Genomic DNA, 16,066 nt, shown 5'->3' with positions numbered 1-16,066 from the left:
GTGGACAACTGCCGCGTCAGCTCGGCACTGTGTCGACCCTGCTGACGGGGCCCTTCCGAGCCTGAGCGTTCAGGGCCAAGCCGTTCTGCCTTTCCTGGCACGGGCTTGGCACCGCCGTACTCACGCAGCCCCGGCGTGTCCTGTCCAGGGCCCCGCCTCCCCGGCCTACGCCGGACCACCAGTCATCAGCCAGTCATCCAGCCATTCGTACATCCGCCTCACATCGCAACCACCAGAAGGAATCAGTCATGAGCCGCGAGAACTCGCTCGTCTCCACCCAGTGGGTTGAGGACAACCTCAACACCCCGAACGTCGTTCTCATCGAGGTCGACGAGGACACCACCGCCTACGACAAGGGCCACATCGCCGGCGCGATCAAGCTCGACTGGACCACCGACCTCCAGGACCAGGTCCGTCGCGACTTCGTCAACAAGGAGCAGTTCGAGGCCCTGCTGTCGGCCCGCGGCGTCTCCAACGACGACACCGTGATCCTGTACGGCGGCAACAACAACTGGTTCGCTGCCTACGCCTACTGGTACTTCACGCTCTACGGCCACAACGACGTCAAGCTCATGGACGGTGGCCGCAAGAAGTGGGAGCTGGACAGCCGCGAGCTGACCGACGAGCTGCCGACCCGCACCGCGACCACCTACGTCGCGCAGGAGCAGAACACCGCGATCCGTGCCTTCCGTGACGAGGTCGTCGCCGCCATCAGCGTGCAGAACCTCGTCGACGTCCGCAGCCCCGACGAGTACGCCGGTCGCCTCCTCGCGCCGGCCCACCTCCCGCAGGAGCAGTCGCAGCGCGCCGGCCACGTCCCCACCTCGGTGAACGTGCCCTGGAGCAAGAACGCGAACGACGACGGCACCTTCAAGTCCGAGGCGGACCTGCAGGCCCTGTACGCCGAGGTCGGCTTCGACGAGTCGCTCGACACCATCGCCCTGTGCCGCATCGGTGAGCGTTCCTCGCTCACCTGGTTCGTGCTGCAGGAGCTGCTCGGCAAGAAGAACGTCAAGAACTACGACGGCTCGTGGACCGAGTACGGCTCCCTCGTCGGCGTTCCGATCGCTCTCGGCGACGAGCCGGGTGTCGCCTGATGTGCGGCGCGGTCATCGGCGGCCTGTCCCTCGAGGGCATCAACGTCACCAAGGAAGCCGTCATCCAGGGCCAGGTCCTGCGGGGCACGGGCGAGGACGCCACGCCGGTCTCCGGTGCCTACGTGCGCCTGCTCGACAAGAGCGGCGAGTTCACCGCTGAGGTCCCGACCTCCGCGACGGGCCACTTCCGCTTCTTCGCCGGCGACGGCGAGTGGACCCTGCGCACCCTGGCCCCGAAGGCCGACCCGGTCGACTCCGCTGTCACGGCGGCGACCGGCACGGTCGCCGAGGTCCAGATCAACATCTGATTCAACTCGGTGGTTGAGGTGCGAGCGTCAGCGAGCCTCGAAACCCGACGGCGGCTTCCGGAATCCGGGAGCCGCCGTCGGCGTTGGAGCCTCTTGTGAACCCCGGTCTGCTGATCCTCGTGCTCGCCGTCCTCGTGGCGGTGGCCTTCGGCCTGCACCGGCGACGGGTCGACGGCCACTTCGGTGAGGCGCTGCCGGTGGATGAGGTGGTCTCGACAGGCTCGACCAGCGAGGACTCCGCCTGGTCCTCCGTCACGGCCGCCCTCCCGTCCGCCGAGCTGGGGGAGCAGGCCACCCTCGTGCAGTTCTCCAGCGCCTTCTGTGCCCCCTGTCGCACCACCCGCGTCGTCCTCGCCGACGTCGCCGACCGGTACGACGGCGTGGCCCACCTGGAGATCGACGCCGAGGAGCACCTCGCACTGGTCCGGGCACTCGACATCCGTCGTACGCCGACCACCCTGATCCTCGACGCTGCCGGCAACGAACTCACCCGTGCAGCCGGAGCACCCCGTCGCGAGCAGGTGCTCGCAGCCCTTCCGTCCAGCTCCCAGGAGACGTCATGACCAGCACCACCTCCACGCGCGTGGTCAGTCAGGGCATTGATCCGCGCGGCCCGCGATTCACCGCGTCGGTGACTCTCGTGATCTTCGCTGTCGCGCTGCTGCTGTCCGAGTCCGCGCCGGGCGTTGCTGCTGTCATCACCGGCGTGCAGGCAGTGTTCTTCGCCATCGGCGCCGGGCTGGGCGTGCAGAAGACGCCGACCGGACTGTTCTTCCGGAGCCTGATCCGTCCGCGGCTCGCACTGCCGACCGAACTCGAGGACCCGACGCCGCCGCGCTTCGCCCAGGCCGTCGGCCTGGTGTTCGCGATCGGCGCCACCATCGGCTTCGCGACCGGTGCCGTGCTGCTCGGTCAGGTCTTCGCCGGGTTCGCTGTCATCGCGGCGTTCCTCAACGCCGTCTTCGCGTTCTGCCTCGGCTGCGAGATGTACCTGCTCGGCCTGCGCGCGACGCGTCGTACGGCCTGATCGGCAGGGCCGGTCAGGCGCCGAGCAGGCGCCAGCCGAGGGCGCGGGATGCGGCCCGATCGAGGGTGACGGTTTCGCTGATGCCGAACAGTTCCATCGATCCCTGGATCAGGGCGTCGGGGAAATCGGCGCCCTCCTCGGCGAGGGCCAGAGCGCGGACGACTCCTTCGCCGTCATCGAACTCGAGGGACTCGGCCTGGATCAGACCACGGATCACCTCGAGGCAGGATTGCTTGTCGAACCGGTAGCGGCTGGAAAGCACCCAGTAGAGCTCGGCCATCGTGACCTGGGCGATGAAGCCTGGCTCCTCCGGAGTCAGTGCTCGAAGGACCTCGCGCGCCAACTCGGCAGTCGCTGCGTCCTCCTCCTCGGCGAAGGCACGGACCAACACGTTGGTGTCGATGCCGATCACTGCGGGTCCTCGTCGTGGACTCCTCGCATCCCGCTCTCGGCGGCTCCTTCGGCGATGCCATCGTTGATCTCTTCGATCGTGAGGGCCCGCTGACCCGGACGGTGCAGGATGCCGAAGAGGTCCTGGATCTTCCCGGTGCGAGCAACCATCCGGTAGTTGCCCGGGCCGAGCCGCACGAACATCACCTTGGACCCGGCCACCAGTCGAAGATCATCACGGATCTCCTTGGGGACCGTGATCTGGCCCTTGCTCGTCATCGTTGCTTGTGACATGCCCGCTCCTTACCTGGAACCGCTTCGCCTTACCTTCACGGTAAGCGACTGACTCGAGCAGGGCAAGGAGATTTCCGTCAGTGCACGCCTGAATCAGGGCGTCTCGAGGACGACCGTGAAGGGACCGTCGTTCACCGACGACACCTCCATGTGGGCGCCGAACACGCCCCGTTCGACGTGGGTGCCAGCGGCCTCGAGGGCTGCGCACACCGCGTCGTAGAGCGGCTCGCTGACGGCACCCGGCGCTGCGGCGATCCAGGTGGGACGACGGCCCTTGCGCGCGTCGCCGTACAAGGTGAACTGCGAGACCATCAGGACCGGAGCGCCGACCTCGCTGACGGACTTCTCGTCGTCGAGGATGCGGAGGTCGCCGATCTTGCGGGCCATCCAAGCGACCTCGGCCGGGCCGTCGTCGTGCGTGACCCCGAGGTACACCAACAGGCCGGGGACGTCGATGGCGCCGACCACCGATCCGTCGACGACGACGGATGCGGAGGAGACCCGCTGCAGGACGGCACGCATCAGCTCATCAGTTCAGTGCGTCGGTCACCAGTTGGGCGATGAGTTCCTGCTCGGGGGCATAGGGGTGATAGGCGAGCCCGTCCTCCTCGGGCTTCGCGCCGGCAACCCACGGGTCCTTGCCGCAGATGTCGTGGCCCTCGGTGGCGCCGAACACGTCGACGTACACGACATCGGTCTGCTTCGCGGCCGACGACAACGCCGTGTTGAGGCCGGTGTTGAAGGCGCGGGCAAAGGCGATGTCGCCGCTCGCAAACCCGAGGTTCACGCACCCCTTGGTGGCAGGGAAGATCTGCGGATAGCCGACGACGAGGATCTGTGCGTCGGGCGCGCGCTCCTGCAGTGTGGTGATGACCCCGACGAGATGGTCCTTCACCTCGAGCAGGCGGCTCTCCACACGGTTCGCACCGGTGAGCGCGTCGAGATCGGTGCACGGCTGCCCGTCGGGGGTCTTGCGGGCGAGGCTGGGGCAGCCGACCACGATCCGGCCGATCAGGTTGAAGTCGTTGGCCCCGATCCCGACGGTGATCACGTCGGTGTCCTCGTCGACGGCGTCGATCTGCGGCTCGAGGGTGCCGATGGCGTTCGTCTGCTGCTCCTCGACGGCCCCGGACGTCGCTCCCGAGCAACTGACGTCGCTCAGCGAGAACTTGAGCTCCGAGGCGACCAGATGCGGGTAGTTGTTGGCCGATCGCAGGCAACCGTCGTCGACGTCGGTGCTGCCGATGCCTGGCGCAGCCGTGTAGGAGTCACCGATGGCGACGTACTTCCGGAGGGGTTCGGTGTCGGTGCCGTCTTCGTCGGGTCCGCAGGCCGAGAGGAGGGCGCCGGTGAGACCGAGGGCCAGTACGAGAGCAGGGAGACGCGCCACGCGCGAAAGCATAGGTGGGCGCGACGGTCAGTAGACCAGCGCCTGTACGCCGTCCCGGGTCACTTCTTCGACGAACACGGGAGCGCCGGCGATCCGGACGCCGTCGATCAGGTCCTCGACCGTGAGGGAACGTCGCGCGGCGCACTGGGCGCACACCGTGACGGAGCCGGCCGTCACCACGGCGTCGAGCAGGTCAGCGATCGGAGTGGCGAGCGGCAGCTCGAGTTCCGCGGCGCGACCGGGCACCGCGAGCCACGCAGCCTCGCCCGTCAACCACAGCGACACGGGGATGCCGGAAGCTGCGGCGGTGGCCGCGACCGTGAAGCCCTGGTTGCACCGCTCGGGCTCGTCGACGCCACAGGTGACCTTCACAACCAACTCGCGTGCCATGCGGACCAGCCTAGAGACCCTGTCGTCGTCCGGACTCCTAGACTGGAGGACGTGGCCTTCGAACTTCCCGAGAACCTGCACCCCAACTGTGGTCCCATCGCGTGGATGCTCGGCACGTGGCGTGGCAACGGCCACGGCGACTACCCGACGATCGAGAAGTTCGAGTTCGGCCAGGAACTGATCTTCACCCATGACGGCCGACCGTTCTTCCACTACATGGCGCGCGCCTGGATCATCGACGAAGCGGGGGAGAAGGTCCGCGACGCGGCCATCGAGACCGGCTTCATCCGCGCCGTCGGCGACGGCAAGTTCGAGGTGCTGCTGACCCACAACACGGGCTTCGCGGAGATCTGGACGGCCGAGGCCAGCAACGGCAAGTTCGAGATGGTCACCGACGCCGTGGCGCGCACCGAGACCGCCAAGGAGTACACCGCCGGTCGACGCCTCTACGGCAACGTCGAGGGCGACCTGCTCTACGCCTACGACATGGCCGCGATGGGCCAGGCCCTGCAGCCACACCTCTGGGCGAGGCTCCAGCGTGCCTGACGGCACTGACAAGGACTGGCGAGCCGCGCTCCGTGATCGCGGATATCGGCTCACCCCGCAGCGCGAACTGATCCTGGCGGCGGTCGACGAGCTCGGCCACGCCACACCGGACGAAGTGCTGGCCAGGGTCCAGGTCACGGCCAGCGCCGTGAATGCCTCCACGGTCTACCGCACCCTCGAGGTGCTGGAGGAGATCGGCCTCGTGCGACACGCGCACCTCTCAGACCGGGCGCCGACCTACCACTCGACGCGCGGCCACGAGCACTTCCATCTGGTCTGCCGCGGCTGCCAGGCGGTCACCTCGATCGACACCGCCGAGGCGGCGCCGTTCGTCGACGCCCTCGCCGCACGCGGCTTCACCCCGGACCTCGGGCACCTCACTGTTTTCGGCCGTTGTGCCACCTGCGAAGGAGAAACCCGATGACCGCCCCGCGAACCGTGCTGACCTATGGCACGTTCGACCTGTTCCACATCGGCCACCTGCGCCTCATCGAGCGGTTGGCTGCGCTGGGGGACCGGCTCATCGTCGCGGTCTCCACCGACGAGTTCAACGCCGGCAAGGGCAAGAAGTCTGTCGTGTCGTACGAGGACCGTTCCGCCATCGTCGGTGCGATCCGCGGCGTGGATCTGGTGATCCCGGAGGGCTCGTGGGAGCAGAAGCGATCGGACATCATCAACCACGGCGTCGACCTCTTCGTGATGGGCGACGACTGGGCGGGGAAGTTCGACGACCTCGCGGACGTTTGTGAAGTGAAGTACCTGCCCCGCACCTCCGGGGTGTCCAGCACGGACATCAAGGAAATGCTGCGCACCCTCGACCCGATCCACATCGAGGAGATGCAGACCGCGCTCGGCACCCTCACCCGACTCCTCGAGCACTACAGGGATCTCACATGACCAGCCCCACCAGCCCGCTCCTCGCCCTTCCGGGTGCCGTCGCCGGCGACGGCATCGACGCCGGCGTGGCCGCCCACTACGGCAGCCTGTTCGGCGAACAGCGCGCACTCGCGGCCGGCGAGGGCTTCGTCGACCTGTCCCACCGTGACGTGCTGCGGATCAGCGGCCCGGACCGGCTGACCTGGCTGCACGCCCTCACCACCCAGTTCTTCGAGGGCCTCGAGCCCGGCCGCTGGATCTCCGCGCTGGTGCTCAGCCCGCAGGGGCACGTCGAGCACGCGTTCACCGGCGTCGACGACGGCGAGTCGTTCACGGCGCACACCGAACCCGGTCGTGCGGCGGCACTGATCGAGTACCTCGAACGGATGAAGTTCATGAGCCGCGTCGAGATGAGCGACGTGACCGGCGACCTCGCGGTGGCCTGGCGCCCGCCCGGCAAGTACGACCTCGTCCCGCGGGAGCAGCTGGCGACGTACGCCGAAGCGGCCGGGCCGGCGGCGGGCTTCTGGGCGTTCGAGGCGTTGCGGATCGAGCGGGGCGAGCCGCGCTTCGGTCTCGACACCGACGAGCGCACCATTCCGAACGAGGTCGGCTGGCTGGCGAGCGAGGAACCGTGGTCGGCCGTCCACATGGACAAGGGCTGCTACCGCGGACAGGAGACGGTGGCGCGCGTCCACAACATCGGCCGTCCCCCGCGCCGGCTGACGTTGCTGCACCTGGACGGTTCGGAGAACCGGCTGCCGAAGCCCGGCTCCGAGATCGTCCCCGCTGACGGCGGTCGTGCGGTCGGGGCCGTGGGCTCCTCGGCGCGGCACCACGAACTCGGCCCGATCGCGCTGGCCCTGCTCAAGCGCAACACGGACATCACCGTGCAGCTCGAGGTCGACGGCCTGCCGGCCGCCCAGGAGGTCCTGGTCGACCCCGAGGTCGGGCTGCACTTCCGGCCCCGGCGGTAACGCCCGCAAAAATGGCACGGCGCCCGCCCCCTCAGGGGACGGGCGCCGTTTGCTGTGCGAGTCAGCCGTTGATCATGCCGGCGCCGACGGTGATGCCGGTCGCCTCGTCGATCAGGATGAAGGACCCGGTGGTGCGGTTCTTCGAGTACGGGTCGACGAGCAGCGGGACCGTCGTACGCAGCGTGACGCGACCGATCTCGTTGACGCCGAGTTCCTTGGTCTCCTGATCGCGGTGCAGCGTGTTGACGTCCAGGCGGTACTGGATGTCCTTCACCAGCGCCCGACCCGTGCGGGTCGTGTGCTTGATCGCCAGCTTCTGGCGGGGCAGCAGCGGTGCGGTCGTCATCCAGCAGATCATCGCGTCGATGTCCTGGGTCGGCGTCGGCGCATTCCGCACGCGAGCGATCATGTCGCCGCGCGAGACGTCGACGTCATCCTCGAGGTGGATGGTCACGCTCATCGGCGGGAACGCTTCGGCGATGTCCTCGTCGAAGAGGTCGATCTTCGAGATCTTCGACGTCATGCCCGAGGGCAGTACGACGACCTCGTCGCCGGGCTTCAGGACGCCACCGGCGACCTGTCCGGCGTAGCCGCGGTAGTCGTGGTACTCGTCGGACTTGGGCCGGATGACGTACTGCACCGGGAACCGGGCGTCGATCAGGTCGCGGTCGGACGCGACGTGCACGTGCTCGAGGTGGTGCATCAGCGTGGGACCGGAGTACCACGGCATGTTCTCGGAGCGGTTCACGACGTTGTCGCCCGACAGCGCCGAGATCGGGATGACCTCGAGGTCCGGCACGTTCAGCTTGGTCGCGAACTGCGTGAACTCACGGTAGATGTCGTCGTAGACCTTCTGGTCGTAGTCGACGAGGTCCATCTTGTTGACGGCCAGCACCAGGTGCGGGACCCGGAGCAGCGACAGGATCACTGCGTGGCGGCGGGACTGCTCGGTCAGGCCCTGGCGGGCGTCGACGAGCACCAGGCCGAGGTCGGCGGTCGAGGCGCCGGTGACCATGTTGCGGGTGTACTGCACGTGGCCCGGGGTGTCGGCGATGATGAACTTGCGGTTCGGCGTCGCGAAGTAGCGGTAGGCGACATCGATGGTGATGCCCTGCTCGCGTTCCGAGCGCAGCCCGTCGGTCAACAGCGCCAGGTCGGTGTAGTCGTAGCCCTTGGCCGTGCTCGTGGCCTCGACGGCCTCAAGCTGGTCCTCGAAGATCGCCTTCGAGTCGAGCAGGAGGCGCCCGATGAGGGTCGACTTCCCGTCGTCCACCGAACCTGCGGTGGCAAAGCGCAGCAGGTCCATGCGGTGCGTGGTGTCCCGCGTGGTGTCGATGCCCATCAGAAGTAGCCTTCCTTCTTGCGGTCTTCCATGGCGGCCTCGGAGAACCGGTCGTCGCCACGGGTGGCGCCGCGCTCGGTCTTCTTCGCCACGGCGACCTCGTCGATGATCTCCGCGATCGTGGAGGCGGTGCTCTCGACGCAGCCGGTCAGGGTGATGTCGCCGCAGGTGCGGTAGCGGACGGTGCGCTCCGTGACGACCTCGCCGTCGCGCAGCGGGTTGAGCGGGGTCTCGGTCATCAGCATGCCGTCGCGTTCGAAGACGCGGCGCTGGTGGCTGAAGTAGATGTTGGGGATCTCGATGTTCTCGCGACCGATGTAGTCCCAGACGTCCAGCTCGGTCCAGTTCGAGATCGGGAAGATCCGCATGTGCTCGCCCTCGTGGAGGCGCCCGTTGTAGAGGCTCCACAGCTCGGGGCGCTGCATCTTCGGGTCCCACTGGCCGAACTCGTCGCGGTGGGAGTAGACGCGCTCCTTGGCGCGGGCCTTCTCCTCGTCGCGGCGTCCGCCACCGAAGGCGGCGGTGAAGCCGTTCTCCTCGATCGCGTTGAGCAGGGTCGGGATCTGGAGGCGGTTGCGGCTGATCTTCGCGGCGTCGGGGATGATCCCGTTCTTGATCGCGTCGTCGATGCTCGCCACCACGAGGTTCACGCCGAGGCGGCTGACCCAGCGGTCACGGGTCTCCATGACCTCGGGGAAGTCCAGGCCGGTGTCCACCTGCAGGATCGAGAACGGGATCTTCGCCGGGAAGAACGCCTTCTCCGCCAGGCGGAGCATCACGATGGAGTCCTTGCCGCCCGAGAACATCAGGACCGGCTTCTCGAACTCGGCCGCAACCTCGCGGAAGATGTGGATCGACTCGGCCTCCAGCTGGTCCAGCTGGCTCAGGCGGTAGTCGGTACGTGTCTGAGTCACCCGCGCATCGTGCCATGCAGCGCCTGTCAGCGAGACATCAAAGCCGTCTCTGTAGACAAATCTACGAGTTTGAGGCGGAAGGCTTCTAGACTTCGGGCCGTGACCGCCGACTTTCTTGCCCGTCTGGGCTCCCGGGCGTCGGTCCCCGGAGAAGTCCGGTCCCGCTGGGGAATCACGGAGTACGTCGACCTGATGGCCCCGCGCGACGGCATCTCGCGTGACCTCCACCGCCTCGCCCACCGCCGGGCGAAGGCGCTGCGGCGGGTGGATCCGGCCCGGGTCCTGGCCCTGGCCACGGCCCTCGCCGACCCGCCGTCCGGCGAGCTCAACAAGGCCCGGGTGGCGGGCGCCGCGGGCATCCCGGCGACCACCCTGTCGCCGTACGTCGACGTCCTCGTCGATCTCGGCCTGGTCCGTCTCGTGCCCGGTTGCCGCTCGCCGGTGGCCAAGCGGGCCATCGGTCGCCCGCGTGTGGTGTTCGACGATCCCGCCATTGCGCGTCACCTCGCAGGGGTGCCGATGGAGGAGCTGGTCGCGTTCCAGGGCCGTAGCCGGCTGGCTCCGATGCTGGAGGGCATCGTCGCGGCCGAACTCCTCCGCCAGCAGCCCGAGAGTGCCGTCGAGCACCGGGTGAGCCACCTGCGTGAGCGCAACGGGCTCGAGGTCGACCTGGTCATCGAACTCCCCGACAACAGCGTCTACGGCATCGAGGTGCGCACGGCGAGCAGCTTCCGGCCGCACCAGTTCGAGGCGCTCGAGGCCCTTGCCGTCCGGGCCGGCTCCCGCTTTCGCGGGGGCATCGTGCTCAACACGTCACCCCGCGGCCACCAGCAACGGCCGGGGATGTGGGGCCTGCCCATCTCGTGCCTGTGGGACTGGGACCAGTCAGGGCCCCGCCGGTGACCTGCCGCTGAGCGTGCGTCTCGTCGCCACGTGCACTTCACGTCGTCGTACACGATCGTTCAGGGCGGTCGCTCACCGTCGGAAGCATGAAGATCACTGTGGTCGGAGCCGGCTACGTCGGACTCTCCAATGCGGTGCTGCTGTCCCGGTTCAACGACGTCACGGTCCTCGACGTCAACGCGGACCGGGTGACGGCAGTCAACGAGGGGCGCTCGCCCATCGTCGATGTCGACCTCGAGGCGTACCTGGCCCGAGGCGACCTGTCCCTGCACGCAACGCGCGATCGCAAGGCGGCCTACGCCGACGCGTCGTACGTCGTGGTGGCGACGCCGACGAACTACGACCCCGAGACCAACTACTTCGACACGAGCACCGTCGAGAAGGTCACCGCCGACGCGCTCGCCGCCAACCCGGCGGCGACGATCGTCATCAAGTCCACGGTGCCGGTCGGCTACACCAACACGCTGCGCGACCTGCACCCCGGAGCCTCGATCCTGTTCAGCCCGGAGTTCCTGCGTGAGGGTCGGGCGCTGCACGACAACCTGCACCCGTCGCGGATCGTGATCGGTTCGGACACCGAGGCCGGTCGGTTGTTCGCCAAGCTGCTGGTGCAGGCGGCACTCGACGAGGACGTGCCCGTGCTGTTCACGGGGTCGACGGAGGCCGAGGCGATCAAGCTCTTCGCCAACACCTACCTCGCGTTGCGGGTCGCCTACTTCAATGAACTCGACACCTACGCCGCGACCCACGGGCTCGCGACGAGCCAGATCATCGAGGGCGTCGGCCTCGACCCACGGATCGGCGGGCACTACAACAACCCGTCGTTCGGGTACGGCGGCTACTGCCTGCCCAAGGACACCCGCCAACTCCAGGCGAACTACCAGTCGGTGCCTCAGAACCTGATCAGCGCGATCGTGGAGGCGAACACCACCCGCAAGGAGTTCATCGCCGACGACGTCCTGCGCCGCAACCCGAAGGTCGTCGGCATCTACCGGTTGACGATGAAGGCGGGTTCGGACAACTTCCGTGAATCGGCCGTCCAGGGCGTGATGAAGCGGATCAAGGCGCGGGGCGTGAAGGTGATCGTCTTCGAGCCCGAGCTCGACCAGAAGCGGTTCTTCAACTCCAAGGTCATCCGCGACCTCGAGGAGTTCAAGGAGAAGGCCGACGTGATCATCACCAACCGCCGTTGCGAACTGCTCGACGACGTGGCGGCGAAGGTCTATACGAGGGACATCTACGGCCGCGACTGACCGCGAAGGACGGGGTCCCGACCCGCCCTAGTACCAAAGAACCATCACAGGACGCACCGTTTGGCTGATGGGTTCCTTCGGATCCCCGGGCTACCTTGGAGGGGAGAGGTGGTCAGCCATGGAGATGTTGTTGGGTATCGGAACCGTCTGGGTCGCTGCTGCGGCCGCGGTGACCTTTGGGCTTGCCCACGCTGCCGCTGCGCAGCCGTTCCAGTTCGAGGGCGACCCTCTCCCGCTGTCACCCGTCACGCACTGACGCGGCCCGTCGTCAGGCGGGTTTCGACGCCCTGTCCTCCGGACGGAGCGCCTCGATCTCGGCGACCGTCGGTGCGCCGAACATCGGCATGCCGTGCCGCTTGCGGATCATTCCCCAGACGAACGGCACCAGCACCAGCATGGCCAGGCCGATGGCCGCGACGAGCATTGCTTCGAGCGTCTCGTGACCTTCCCCGAACGGGTGCAGGCCGGACTTGAAGAGCAGGGCGACGCCGGACATGGTCAGCACGATCACGATGCCGCGCCGGATGAACGACTGAGGCACGCGCGGCGCGAGCCGCGACCCGAGCAGCGTGCCGGGGACCGAACCGATCACCAGCGGGACCAGCAGGGCCCAGTCCAGGCCGTGGATCGCGATATTGGCCAGCGCGGCGCTCAGGACCAGCGGGACGGCCTGGACGAGGTCGGTGCCGACGAGCCGGAGGGCCGACAGCCCGGGGTACATCATCAGCAGCGCGATCATGATGACCGATCCCGAGCCGACGCTGGTCACGCCGACGAGCAGGCCGCCGAGCATTCCGACCAGCAGGGTCGGGAGCGGACGGATGTGCGGGTTGTCGTCGGGCTGGACGCCACCGCGTTCCACCCGCCGCAGGTTGATGTAGATCCTCAGCGCGTACGTCGACGCGGCGAACAGCAGCGCGATGCCGATGCAGAGCTTCAGGGTCGACTCGAGCTGCTCGGGATCATCGGTCAGCGCGTTGGCGAGGTAGGGCCCCACGAACGCCATCGGCACCGAGCCGGCGATCAGCCAGCCGGCCAGGCGGAAGTTCGGTGATCCCTCGCGGGCATGCGTGATCGCGCCGCCGGTCTTGTAGATCGCCGCTGCCGTGAGGTCGGCGGTCACGATCGCCGAGGTGTGGCCGACGCCGAGGAAGATCAGTGCGGGCGTCATCAGGGCGCCGCCGCCCATGCCGGTCAGACCGACCACGATGCCGACGAGGAAGCCGGCGACCATGATCGAGAGCGCCGTCAGGGTGATCCACTCGCTCATGCGTTTCCTGTCGTGGCGCTGGTCAGGCGTGGGAGCACGGCCTGGAGAAGAGAGTCGATCTGGTCGGCCGAGGCCTCTGCGGCCGCGCGGCCCCGTCGGTAGGGGTCGCGGATGTCATGGGCGTCGACGGCACCGGCCCGCCGGTGGCCCACCGCCGTCACCAGCGCGGCGCCGGTGAGCGAGGCGCCGACCCGGTCGATCGACTCGGCGAACTGGCCCAGGGTGAAGACCTTGCGGAAGGCGCCGGGCGCCTCTTCGAGGACGAAGGCACGGTGGGAGGACTCCGCCGTGAGCACCAGGTCGGCCCGGGCGATGAGCTCGCGCGTCAACGGCTGGCTGACGAAGCCCGAGAGCAGGTCCGGTCCGACGCCACGATTGGTCAGGACGGTGGCCATGGTGCGATCCACCTCGTGCGCACGGAAACCGTGGGTGCCGGCGCTGGTGAACTCCACCTGCGTCGACGTGCCCAGGATCGCGCGCGCCCGCAGTTCCATGTACGGCGACCGGCAGATGTTCGCCGTACACACGAACAGGACGCGGAGGGCGTCCCCGCTGGTCGATTTCGTCGACATCCCGCGGATCGACCGCTCGTTGGTCGAGCTTGTCGAGACCCCGTGGCTCGAGACCCCGGTGGTCGAGCGCGCGTTGGTCGAGCCTGTCGAGACCGCCCCGGTGGTCGTGAACCCGGATCCGACCAGGTCGGCCGTGTCGAGACGGACGTCGAGGTGACCGGCCTCGCGGAGCGCGCGGGTGACGTCCTCGAGGGCTTCGTCGATGCTGCGACCGGTGGTGTCGACGCGAACGTCTGCGTCGTCGGGCTCTTCGTACGGCGAGGAGATGCCGGTGAACTCGGGGATCTCCCCGCGGCGGGCCTTGGCGTAGAGCCCCTTGCGGTCGCGTCGCTCGCATTCCTTGAGCGGGGTCGCGACGTGGACGAGGAAGAACGTGCCGCCAGCGTCCTCGACCATGCTGCGGACCTGCTGCCGGGTCTCGTCGAAGGGCGCGATCGGGCTGCACACGGCAATACCGCGGTGGCGAGCGATCTCCGCGGCCACCCAGCCGATCCGGCGGATGTTGGTTTCGCGGTCGGCCTTGGAGAAGGTCAGGCCGGCCGACAGGTTCCGTCGTACGACGTCCCCGTCGAGGCTGGTCAGGGAGCGGTGCCCCTGCTCCAGCAGGCGGTCCATGAGGGCTTGCGCGAGGGTCGACTTGCCGCTGCCCGAGAGACCGGTGAAGAACAGCACCAGGCCCCGGTCGGCGGGTCCGGGGTGCTCCTGGGCGTCGATCTCGGCCAGCGCCTCCAGCGGTCCTCCGCCGGGAACGAGCTCGACCAGGGTGTCGGCGCCGGCGTACGTCGCGAGCACGGATCGGCGCAGGGACGCGTCGGCGTCGGTGCCGTGATCGGTCAGGGGTACGGCGACCACCGCTCCGTCGATCAGGCTGGCGACCTCGGTCGTGGCACGCAGCAGCGCGACCGGGCTGACTGCCGGGGTGCCCTTGCCGACGAGTGCGACGAGCAGGACGGGACCGAGGGTGCGCAACTGCTCGAACTGGGTGTCGGTGATCAGGTCGGTCACCGGGACGACGGTGCGGCCGGCGTAGGTCGCGCGGACGACGTCGGGCTTGAGGTGGAGCCGACGAAACGGTCCGAACTCGGCGTGGGCCAGGGGGCTCACGCTGAGCCCGCGCAGTGTCTGGGCGATCCGCGCCAGGGGGAGGCCTTCGGGGTCGACGAGCTCGACCTCGAGGCCTTCGTCGAGATGCACGGACAGCTCTTCCGGCAGGTCGAGCGTGATCGGGCTGCCCGGTTCGTTGAATCCGACGATCGGCCCTGCGGCGCCGGAGGTCAGCAATTCGAGGTCGTCGAGTTCCCGAGGCGTGGGGCAGTGCTGGGGAACGGGCGGCGTCGACACATCCGTGATCGTACAGAGTTGAGTGAGTTGGTAAGGAAACGACTGTCAGGCGGTCGCCACCGACGCTCGCGGTCTCGGCGGCGTCAGGTCGAAGGGGGCGCGGAAGGGGCGGTGTGAAGGAGTTCACGTCCCGCCTGCTTGCAGTTTGCTAACTATTGCTAGCACTATGGGTACATGGCAAAAGGCAAGGTTGGTAAGACCGTCGGCTCCCTCGGCGACTACCTCAAGGAGCAGCGGCTCTCGTCGCGTCTCTCGCTGAGGCAGCTCGCGGACCAGGCCGGCGTCTCGAACCCGTACCTGAGCCAGATCGAGCGTGGACTTCGCAAGCCGTCCGCCGAGGTGCTGCAGCAGATCGCCAAGGCTCTGCGGATCTCCGCGGAGCAGCTGTACATCCGGGCCGGAATCCTGAACCCGGAAGACGGCCTGGCTGGGTCGGTGGAACTCGCCATTCTCGGCGACACCGTCCTCAGCGAGCGTCAGAAGCAGTCGCTCCTCGACGTCTACGCATCGTTCCTGGCTCTGAACGCAGCCGAGGCTCCCTCCGAAGCTGCCGAAGTGCCTGCCCAAGAAGATTCCAACAACGTCACCAACGAAGGGTGAATGCAATGCCGAAGTTCGAGCTCCCGAAGATCGAGATCCCCACGATCGACATCAAGTCCATCGACCTCCCCGAGGTCCCCGAGGCCGCGCAGAAGCCGATCTACGCCGGTGTCGGCGCGACCGACCTCGCCGTCGAGAAGGTCAAGGGCTACGTCTCCGACGTCCAGGCCAAGGTGACCGCCAAGGTTGCTGACGTCCAGAGCAGCGTCAAGGGCTTCGAGCTCCCCGAGGCGAAGACCCTCCAGGACCGCGCCACCAGCACCTTCGCTGACCGCAAGAGCCAGGCCGAGGCGAAGTTCGCCGAGCTGCAGGCCGACGCCAAGGCCCTCCCGGCCAAGGTGCAGGGCACCGTCAAGGTCAAGGTCGACGAGAACGTCGCCACCGCGACCGCCCTGTACGCCGACCTCGCCAAGCGCGGCGAGAGCGTCGTCGTGAAGCTCCGCAAGAGCACCCCGAAGCCGGCCGCCAAGAAGGCCCCGGCGACCAAGCCGGCCGCCAAGAAGGCTCCCGCGAAGAAGGCTGCCGCCAAGAAGGCTCCGGCCAAGAAGGCTGCTGCCAAGTGAGCTGACGCTCCAC

At 68.0% G+C, this 16,066-nt stretch carries 22 protein-coding genes; 13 read left to right on the top strand and 9 right to left on the bottom strand.

Translation table 11 applies throughout. The features are described from left to right. The first annotated feature begins 248 nt into the window (after positions 1-248). From HRC28_RS23635 to HRC28_RS23620, 4 genes are all read left to right on the top strand, one after another. Entirely contained in the window at positions 249-1,097 is an 849-nt protein-coding gene (locus HRC28_RS23635; RefSeq protein ID WP_182377799.1) for a sulfurtransferase, read from the top strand. Beyond that, the gene (locus tag HRC28_RS23630; protein ID WP_182377798.1) at positions 1,097-1,405 is read left to right on the top strand and encodes a DUF1416 domain-containing protein; all 309 of its coding nucleotides are present in this window, start codon (positions 1,097-1,099) and stop codon (positions 1,403-1,405) included. The genes HRC28_RS23635 and HRC28_RS23630 overlap by 1 nt, the downstream gene beginning before the upstream one ends. Positions 1,406-1,500: 95 nt before the next feature. After that, the gene (locus HRC28_RS25695; protein ID WP_182377797.1) at positions 1,501-1,968 is read left to right on the top strand and encodes a thioredoxin family protein; all 468 of its coding nucleotides are present in this window, start codon (positions 1,501-1,503) and stop codon (positions 1,966-1,968) included. Next, positions 1,965-2,432 carry a DUF4395 domain-containing protein gene (locus tag HRC28_RS23620; protein WP_182377796.1) on the top strand — a complete coding sequence of 156 codons (468 nt, stop codon included), beginning with the start codon at positions 1,965-1,967 and terminating at the stop codon, positions 2,430-2,432. Before HRC28_RS25695 ends, HRC28_RS23620 begins: the two co-directional genes overlap by 4 nt. Positions 2,433-2,445: 13 nt before the next feature. Here the strand turns inward: HRC28_RS23620 and HRC28_RS23615 are convergent, their stop codons facing one another. The 5 genes from HRC28_RS23615 to HRC28_RS23595 form a co-directional block, all read right to left on the bottom strand. Continuing rightward, the gene (locus tag HRC28_RS23615) at positions 2,446-2,844 is read right to left on the bottom strand and encodes a PIN domain-containing protein (RefSeq protein WP_182377795.1); all 399 of its coding nucleotides are present in this window, start codon (positions 2,842-2,844) and stop codon (positions 2,446-2,448) included. After that, the gene (locus HRC28_RS23610; RefSeq protein ID WP_182377794.1) at positions 2,841-3,116 is read right to left on the bottom strand and encodes an AbrB/MazE/SpoVT family DNA-binding domain-containing protein; all 276 of its coding nucleotides are present in this window, start codon (positions 3,114-3,116) and stop codon (positions 2,841-2,843) included. The genes HRC28_RS23615 and HRC28_RS23610 overlap by 4 nt, the downstream gene beginning before the upstream one ends. 93 nt (positions 3,117-3,209) lie before the next feature. Further along, positions 3,210-3,638 carry a D-aminoacyl-tRNA deacylase gene (gene dtd, locus HRC28_RS23605; protein ID WP_182377793.1) on the bottom strand — a complete coding sequence of 143 codons (429 nt, stop codon included), beginning with the start codon at positions 3,636-3,638 and terminating at the stop codon, positions 3,210-3,212. A 7-nt stretch (positions 3,639-3,645) separates the two neighbouring features. Continuing rightward, positions 3,646-4,506, bottom strand: coding sequence for an SGNH/GDSL hydrolase family protein (locus HRC28_RS23600; protein ID WP_182377792.1), 861 nt, complete (start codon positions 4,504-4,506; stop codon positions 3,646-3,648). A 27-nt stretch (positions 4,507-4,533) separates the two neighbouring features. Beyond that, complete coding sequence (locus HRC28_RS23595) at positions 4,534-4,896, bottom strand: DsrE family protein (protein ID WP_182377791.1); 363 nt, start codon at positions 4,894-4,896, stop codon at positions 4,534-4,536. Positions 4,897-4,947: 51 nt separating this feature from the next. Here HRC28_RS23595 and HRC28_RS23590 point away from each other — a divergent pair, with 51 nt between their 5' ends. The 4 genes from HRC28_RS23590 to HRC28_RS23575 are packed head-to-tail and all read left to right on the top strand — an operon-like array spanning position 4,948 to position 7,295. Then, a complete protein-coding gene (locus HRC28_RS23590) occupies positions 4,948-5,442 on the top strand; it encodes an FABP family protein (RefSeq protein WP_182377790.1) in 495 nt (164 codons plus the stop codon). Continuing rightward, entirely contained in the window at positions 5,435-5,866 is a 432-nt protein-coding gene (locus HRC28_RS23585; protein WP_182377789.1) for a Fur family transcriptional regulator, read from the top strand. The genes HRC28_RS23590 and HRC28_RS23585 overlap by 8 nt, the downstream gene beginning before the upstream one ends. Beyond that, a complete protein-coding gene (locus HRC28_RS23580; protein ID WP_182377788.1) occupies positions 5,863-6,339 on the top strand; it encodes an adenylyltransferase/cytidyltransferase family protein in 477 nt (158 codons plus the stop codon). The genes HRC28_RS23585 and HRC28_RS23580 overlap by 4 nt, the downstream gene beginning before the upstream one ends. Beyond that, positions 6,336-7,295, top strand: a complete 960-nt coding sequence (locus tag HRC28_RS23575) for a folate-binding protein YgfZ (protein ID WP_182377787.1) — start codon at positions 6,336-6,338, stop codon at positions 7,293-7,295. Before HRC28_RS23580 ends, HRC28_RS23575 begins: the two co-directional genes overlap by 4 nt. A 61-nt stretch (positions 7,296-7,356) precedes the next feature. Here the strand turns inward: HRC28_RS23575 and HRC28_RS23570 are convergent, their stop codons facing one another. Both HRC28_RS23570 and cysD read right to left on the bottom strand, forming a co-directional pair. Then, positions 7,357-8,637, bottom strand: a complete 1,281-nt coding sequence (locus tag HRC28_RS23570; RefSeq protein WP_237111631.1) for a GTP-binding protein — start codon at positions 8,635-8,637, stop codon at positions 7,357-7,359. Then, the gene (cysD, locus tag HRC28_RS23565) at positions 8,637-9,551 is read right to left on the bottom strand and encodes a sulfate adenylyltransferase subunit CysD (RefSeq protein WP_182377786.1); all 915 of its coding nucleotides are present in this window, start codon (positions 9,549-9,551) and stop codon (positions 8,637-8,639) included. The genes HRC28_RS23570 and cysD overlap by 1 nt, the downstream gene beginning before the upstream one ends. A 99-nt stretch (positions 9,552-9,650) precedes the next feature. Between cysD and HRC28_RS23560 the strand changes: the two genes are divergently transcribed. The 3 genes from HRC28_RS23560 to HRC28_RS23550 all read left to right on the top strand — a co-directional run bounded on the left by HRC28_RS23560 (position 9,651) and on the right by HRC28_RS23550 (position 11,963). Beyond that, positions 9,651-10,454, top strand: coding sequence for a DUF4143 domain-containing protein (locus tag HRC28_RS23560; RefSeq protein WP_182377785.1), 804 nt, complete (start codon positions 9,651-9,653; stop codon positions 10,452-10,454). Positions 10,455-10,540: 86 nt separating this feature from the next. Beyond that, positions 10,541-11,707, top strand: a complete 1,167-nt coding sequence (locus HRC28_RS23555; protein WP_182377784.1) for a nucleotide sugar dehydrogenase — start codon at positions 10,541-10,543, stop codon at positions 11,705-11,707. Between the two features lie 118 nt (positions 11,708-11,825). Next, complete coding sequence (locus HRC28_RS23550) at positions 11,826-11,963, top strand: hypothetical protein (RefSeq protein ID WP_182377783.1); 138 nt, start codon at positions 11,826-11,828, stop codon at positions 11,961-11,963. 12 nt (positions 11,964-11,975) lie between these two features. Here the strand turns inward: HRC28_RS23550 and HRC28_RS23545 are convergent, their stop codons facing one another. Together HRC28_RS23545 and cysC are read right to left on the bottom strand one after the other, a co-directional pair. Continuing rightward, positions 11,976-12,977, bottom strand: coding sequence for a sulfite exporter TauE/SafE family protein (locus HRC28_RS23545; protein WP_182377782.1), 1,002 nt, complete (start codon positions 12,975-12,977; stop codon positions 11,976-11,978). Next, on the bottom strand, positions 12,974-14,890 hold the full coding sequence (gene cysC / locus HRC28_RS25195; protein ID WP_202033163.1) for an adenylyl-sulfate kinase: 1,917 nt from the start codon (positions 14,888-14,890) through the stop codon (positions 12,974-12,976). Before cysC ends, HRC28_RS23545 begins: the two co-directional genes overlap by 4 nt. 174 nt (positions 14,891-15,064) lie before the next feature. Here cysC and HRC28_RS23535 point away from each other — a divergent pair, with 174 nt between their 5' ends. Both HRC28_RS23535 and HRC28_RS23530 read left to right on the top strand, forming a co-directional pair. Then, on the top strand, positions 15,065-15,490 hold the full coding sequence (locus tag HRC28_RS23535; RefSeq protein WP_182377781.1) for a helix-turn-helix transcriptional regulator: 426 nt from the start codon (positions 15,065-15,067) through the stop codon (positions 15,488-15,490). Positions 15,491-15,495: 5 nt separating this feature from the next. Beyond that, a complete protein-coding gene (locus HRC28_RS23530; RefSeq protein WP_182377780.1) occupies positions 15,496-16,053 on the top strand; it encodes a hypothetical protein in 558 nt (185 codons plus the stop codon). Positions 16,054-16,066 lie beyond the last annotated feature (13 nt).

The sequence above is a fragment of the Nocardioides sp. WS12 genome (assembly GCF_014108865.1).
GTDB lineage: Bacteria > Actinomycetota > Actinomycetes > Propionibacteriales > Nocardioidaceae > Nocardioides.
The sequence above is the reverse complement of the archived record's forward strand: the minus strand, read 5'-3'. Positions and strand labels throughout refer to the sequence as shown.

Bases quoted from the DNA above. Each gene is read 5' to 3' on its own strand.
- HRC28_RS23635 (WP_182377799.1), top strand. From the start codon at position 249: ATGAGCCGCGAGAACTCGCTCGTCTCCACCCAGTGGGTTGAGGACAAC.
- HRC28_RS23630 (WP_182377798.1), top strand. From the start codon at position 1,097: ATGTGCGGCGCGGTCATCGGCGGCCTGTCCCTCGAGGGCATCAACGTC.
- HRC28_RS23620 (WP_182377796.1), top strand. From the start codon at position 1,965: ATGACCAGCACCACCTCCACGCGCGTGGTCAGTCAGGGCATTGATCCG.
- HRC28_RS23610 (WP_182377794.1), bottom strand. From the start codon at position 3,116: ATGTCACAAGCAACGATGACGAGCAAGGGCCAGATCACGGTCCCCAAG.
- dtd (WP_182377793.1), bottom strand. From the start codon at position 3,638: ATGCGTGCCGTCCTGCAGCGGGTCTCCTCCGCATCCGTCGTCGTCGAC.
- HRC28_RS23595 (WP_182377791.1), bottom strand. From the start codon at position 4,896: ATGGCACGCGAGTTGGTTGTGAAGGTCACCTGTGGCGTCGACGAGCCC.
- HRC28_RS23580 (WP_182377788.1), top strand. From the start codon at position 5,863: ATGACCGCCCCGCGAACCGTGCTGACCTATGGCACGTTCGACCTGTTC.
- HRC28_RS23575 (WP_182377787.1), top strand. From the start codon at position 6,336: ATGACCAGCCCCACCAGCCCGCTCCTCGCCCTTCCGGGTGCCGTCGCC.
- HRC28_RS23570 (WP_237111631.1), bottom strand. From the start codon at position 8,637: ATGGGCATCGACACCACGCGGGACACCACGCACCGCATGGACCTGCTG.
- HRC28_RS23555 (WP_182377784.1), top strand. From the start codon at position 10,541: ATGAAGATCACTGTGGTCGGAGCCGGCTACGTCGGACTCTCCAATGCG.
- HRC28_RS23550 (WP_182377783.1), top strand. From the start codon at position 11,826: ATGGAGATGTTGTTGGGTATCGGAACCGTCTGGGTCGCTGCTGCGGCC.
- HRC28_RS23545 (WP_182377782.1), bottom strand. From the start codon at position 12,977: ATGAGCGAGTGGATCACCCTGACGGCGCTCTCGATCATGGTCGCCGGC.
- HRC28_RS23535 (WP_182377781.1), top strand. From the start codon at position 15,065: ATGGCAAAAGGCAAGGTTGGTAAGACCGTCGGCTCCCTCGGCGACTAC.
- HRC28_RS23530 (WP_182377780.1), top strand. From the start codon at position 15,496: ATGCCGAAGTTCGAGCTCCCGAAGATCGAGATCCCCACGATCGACATC.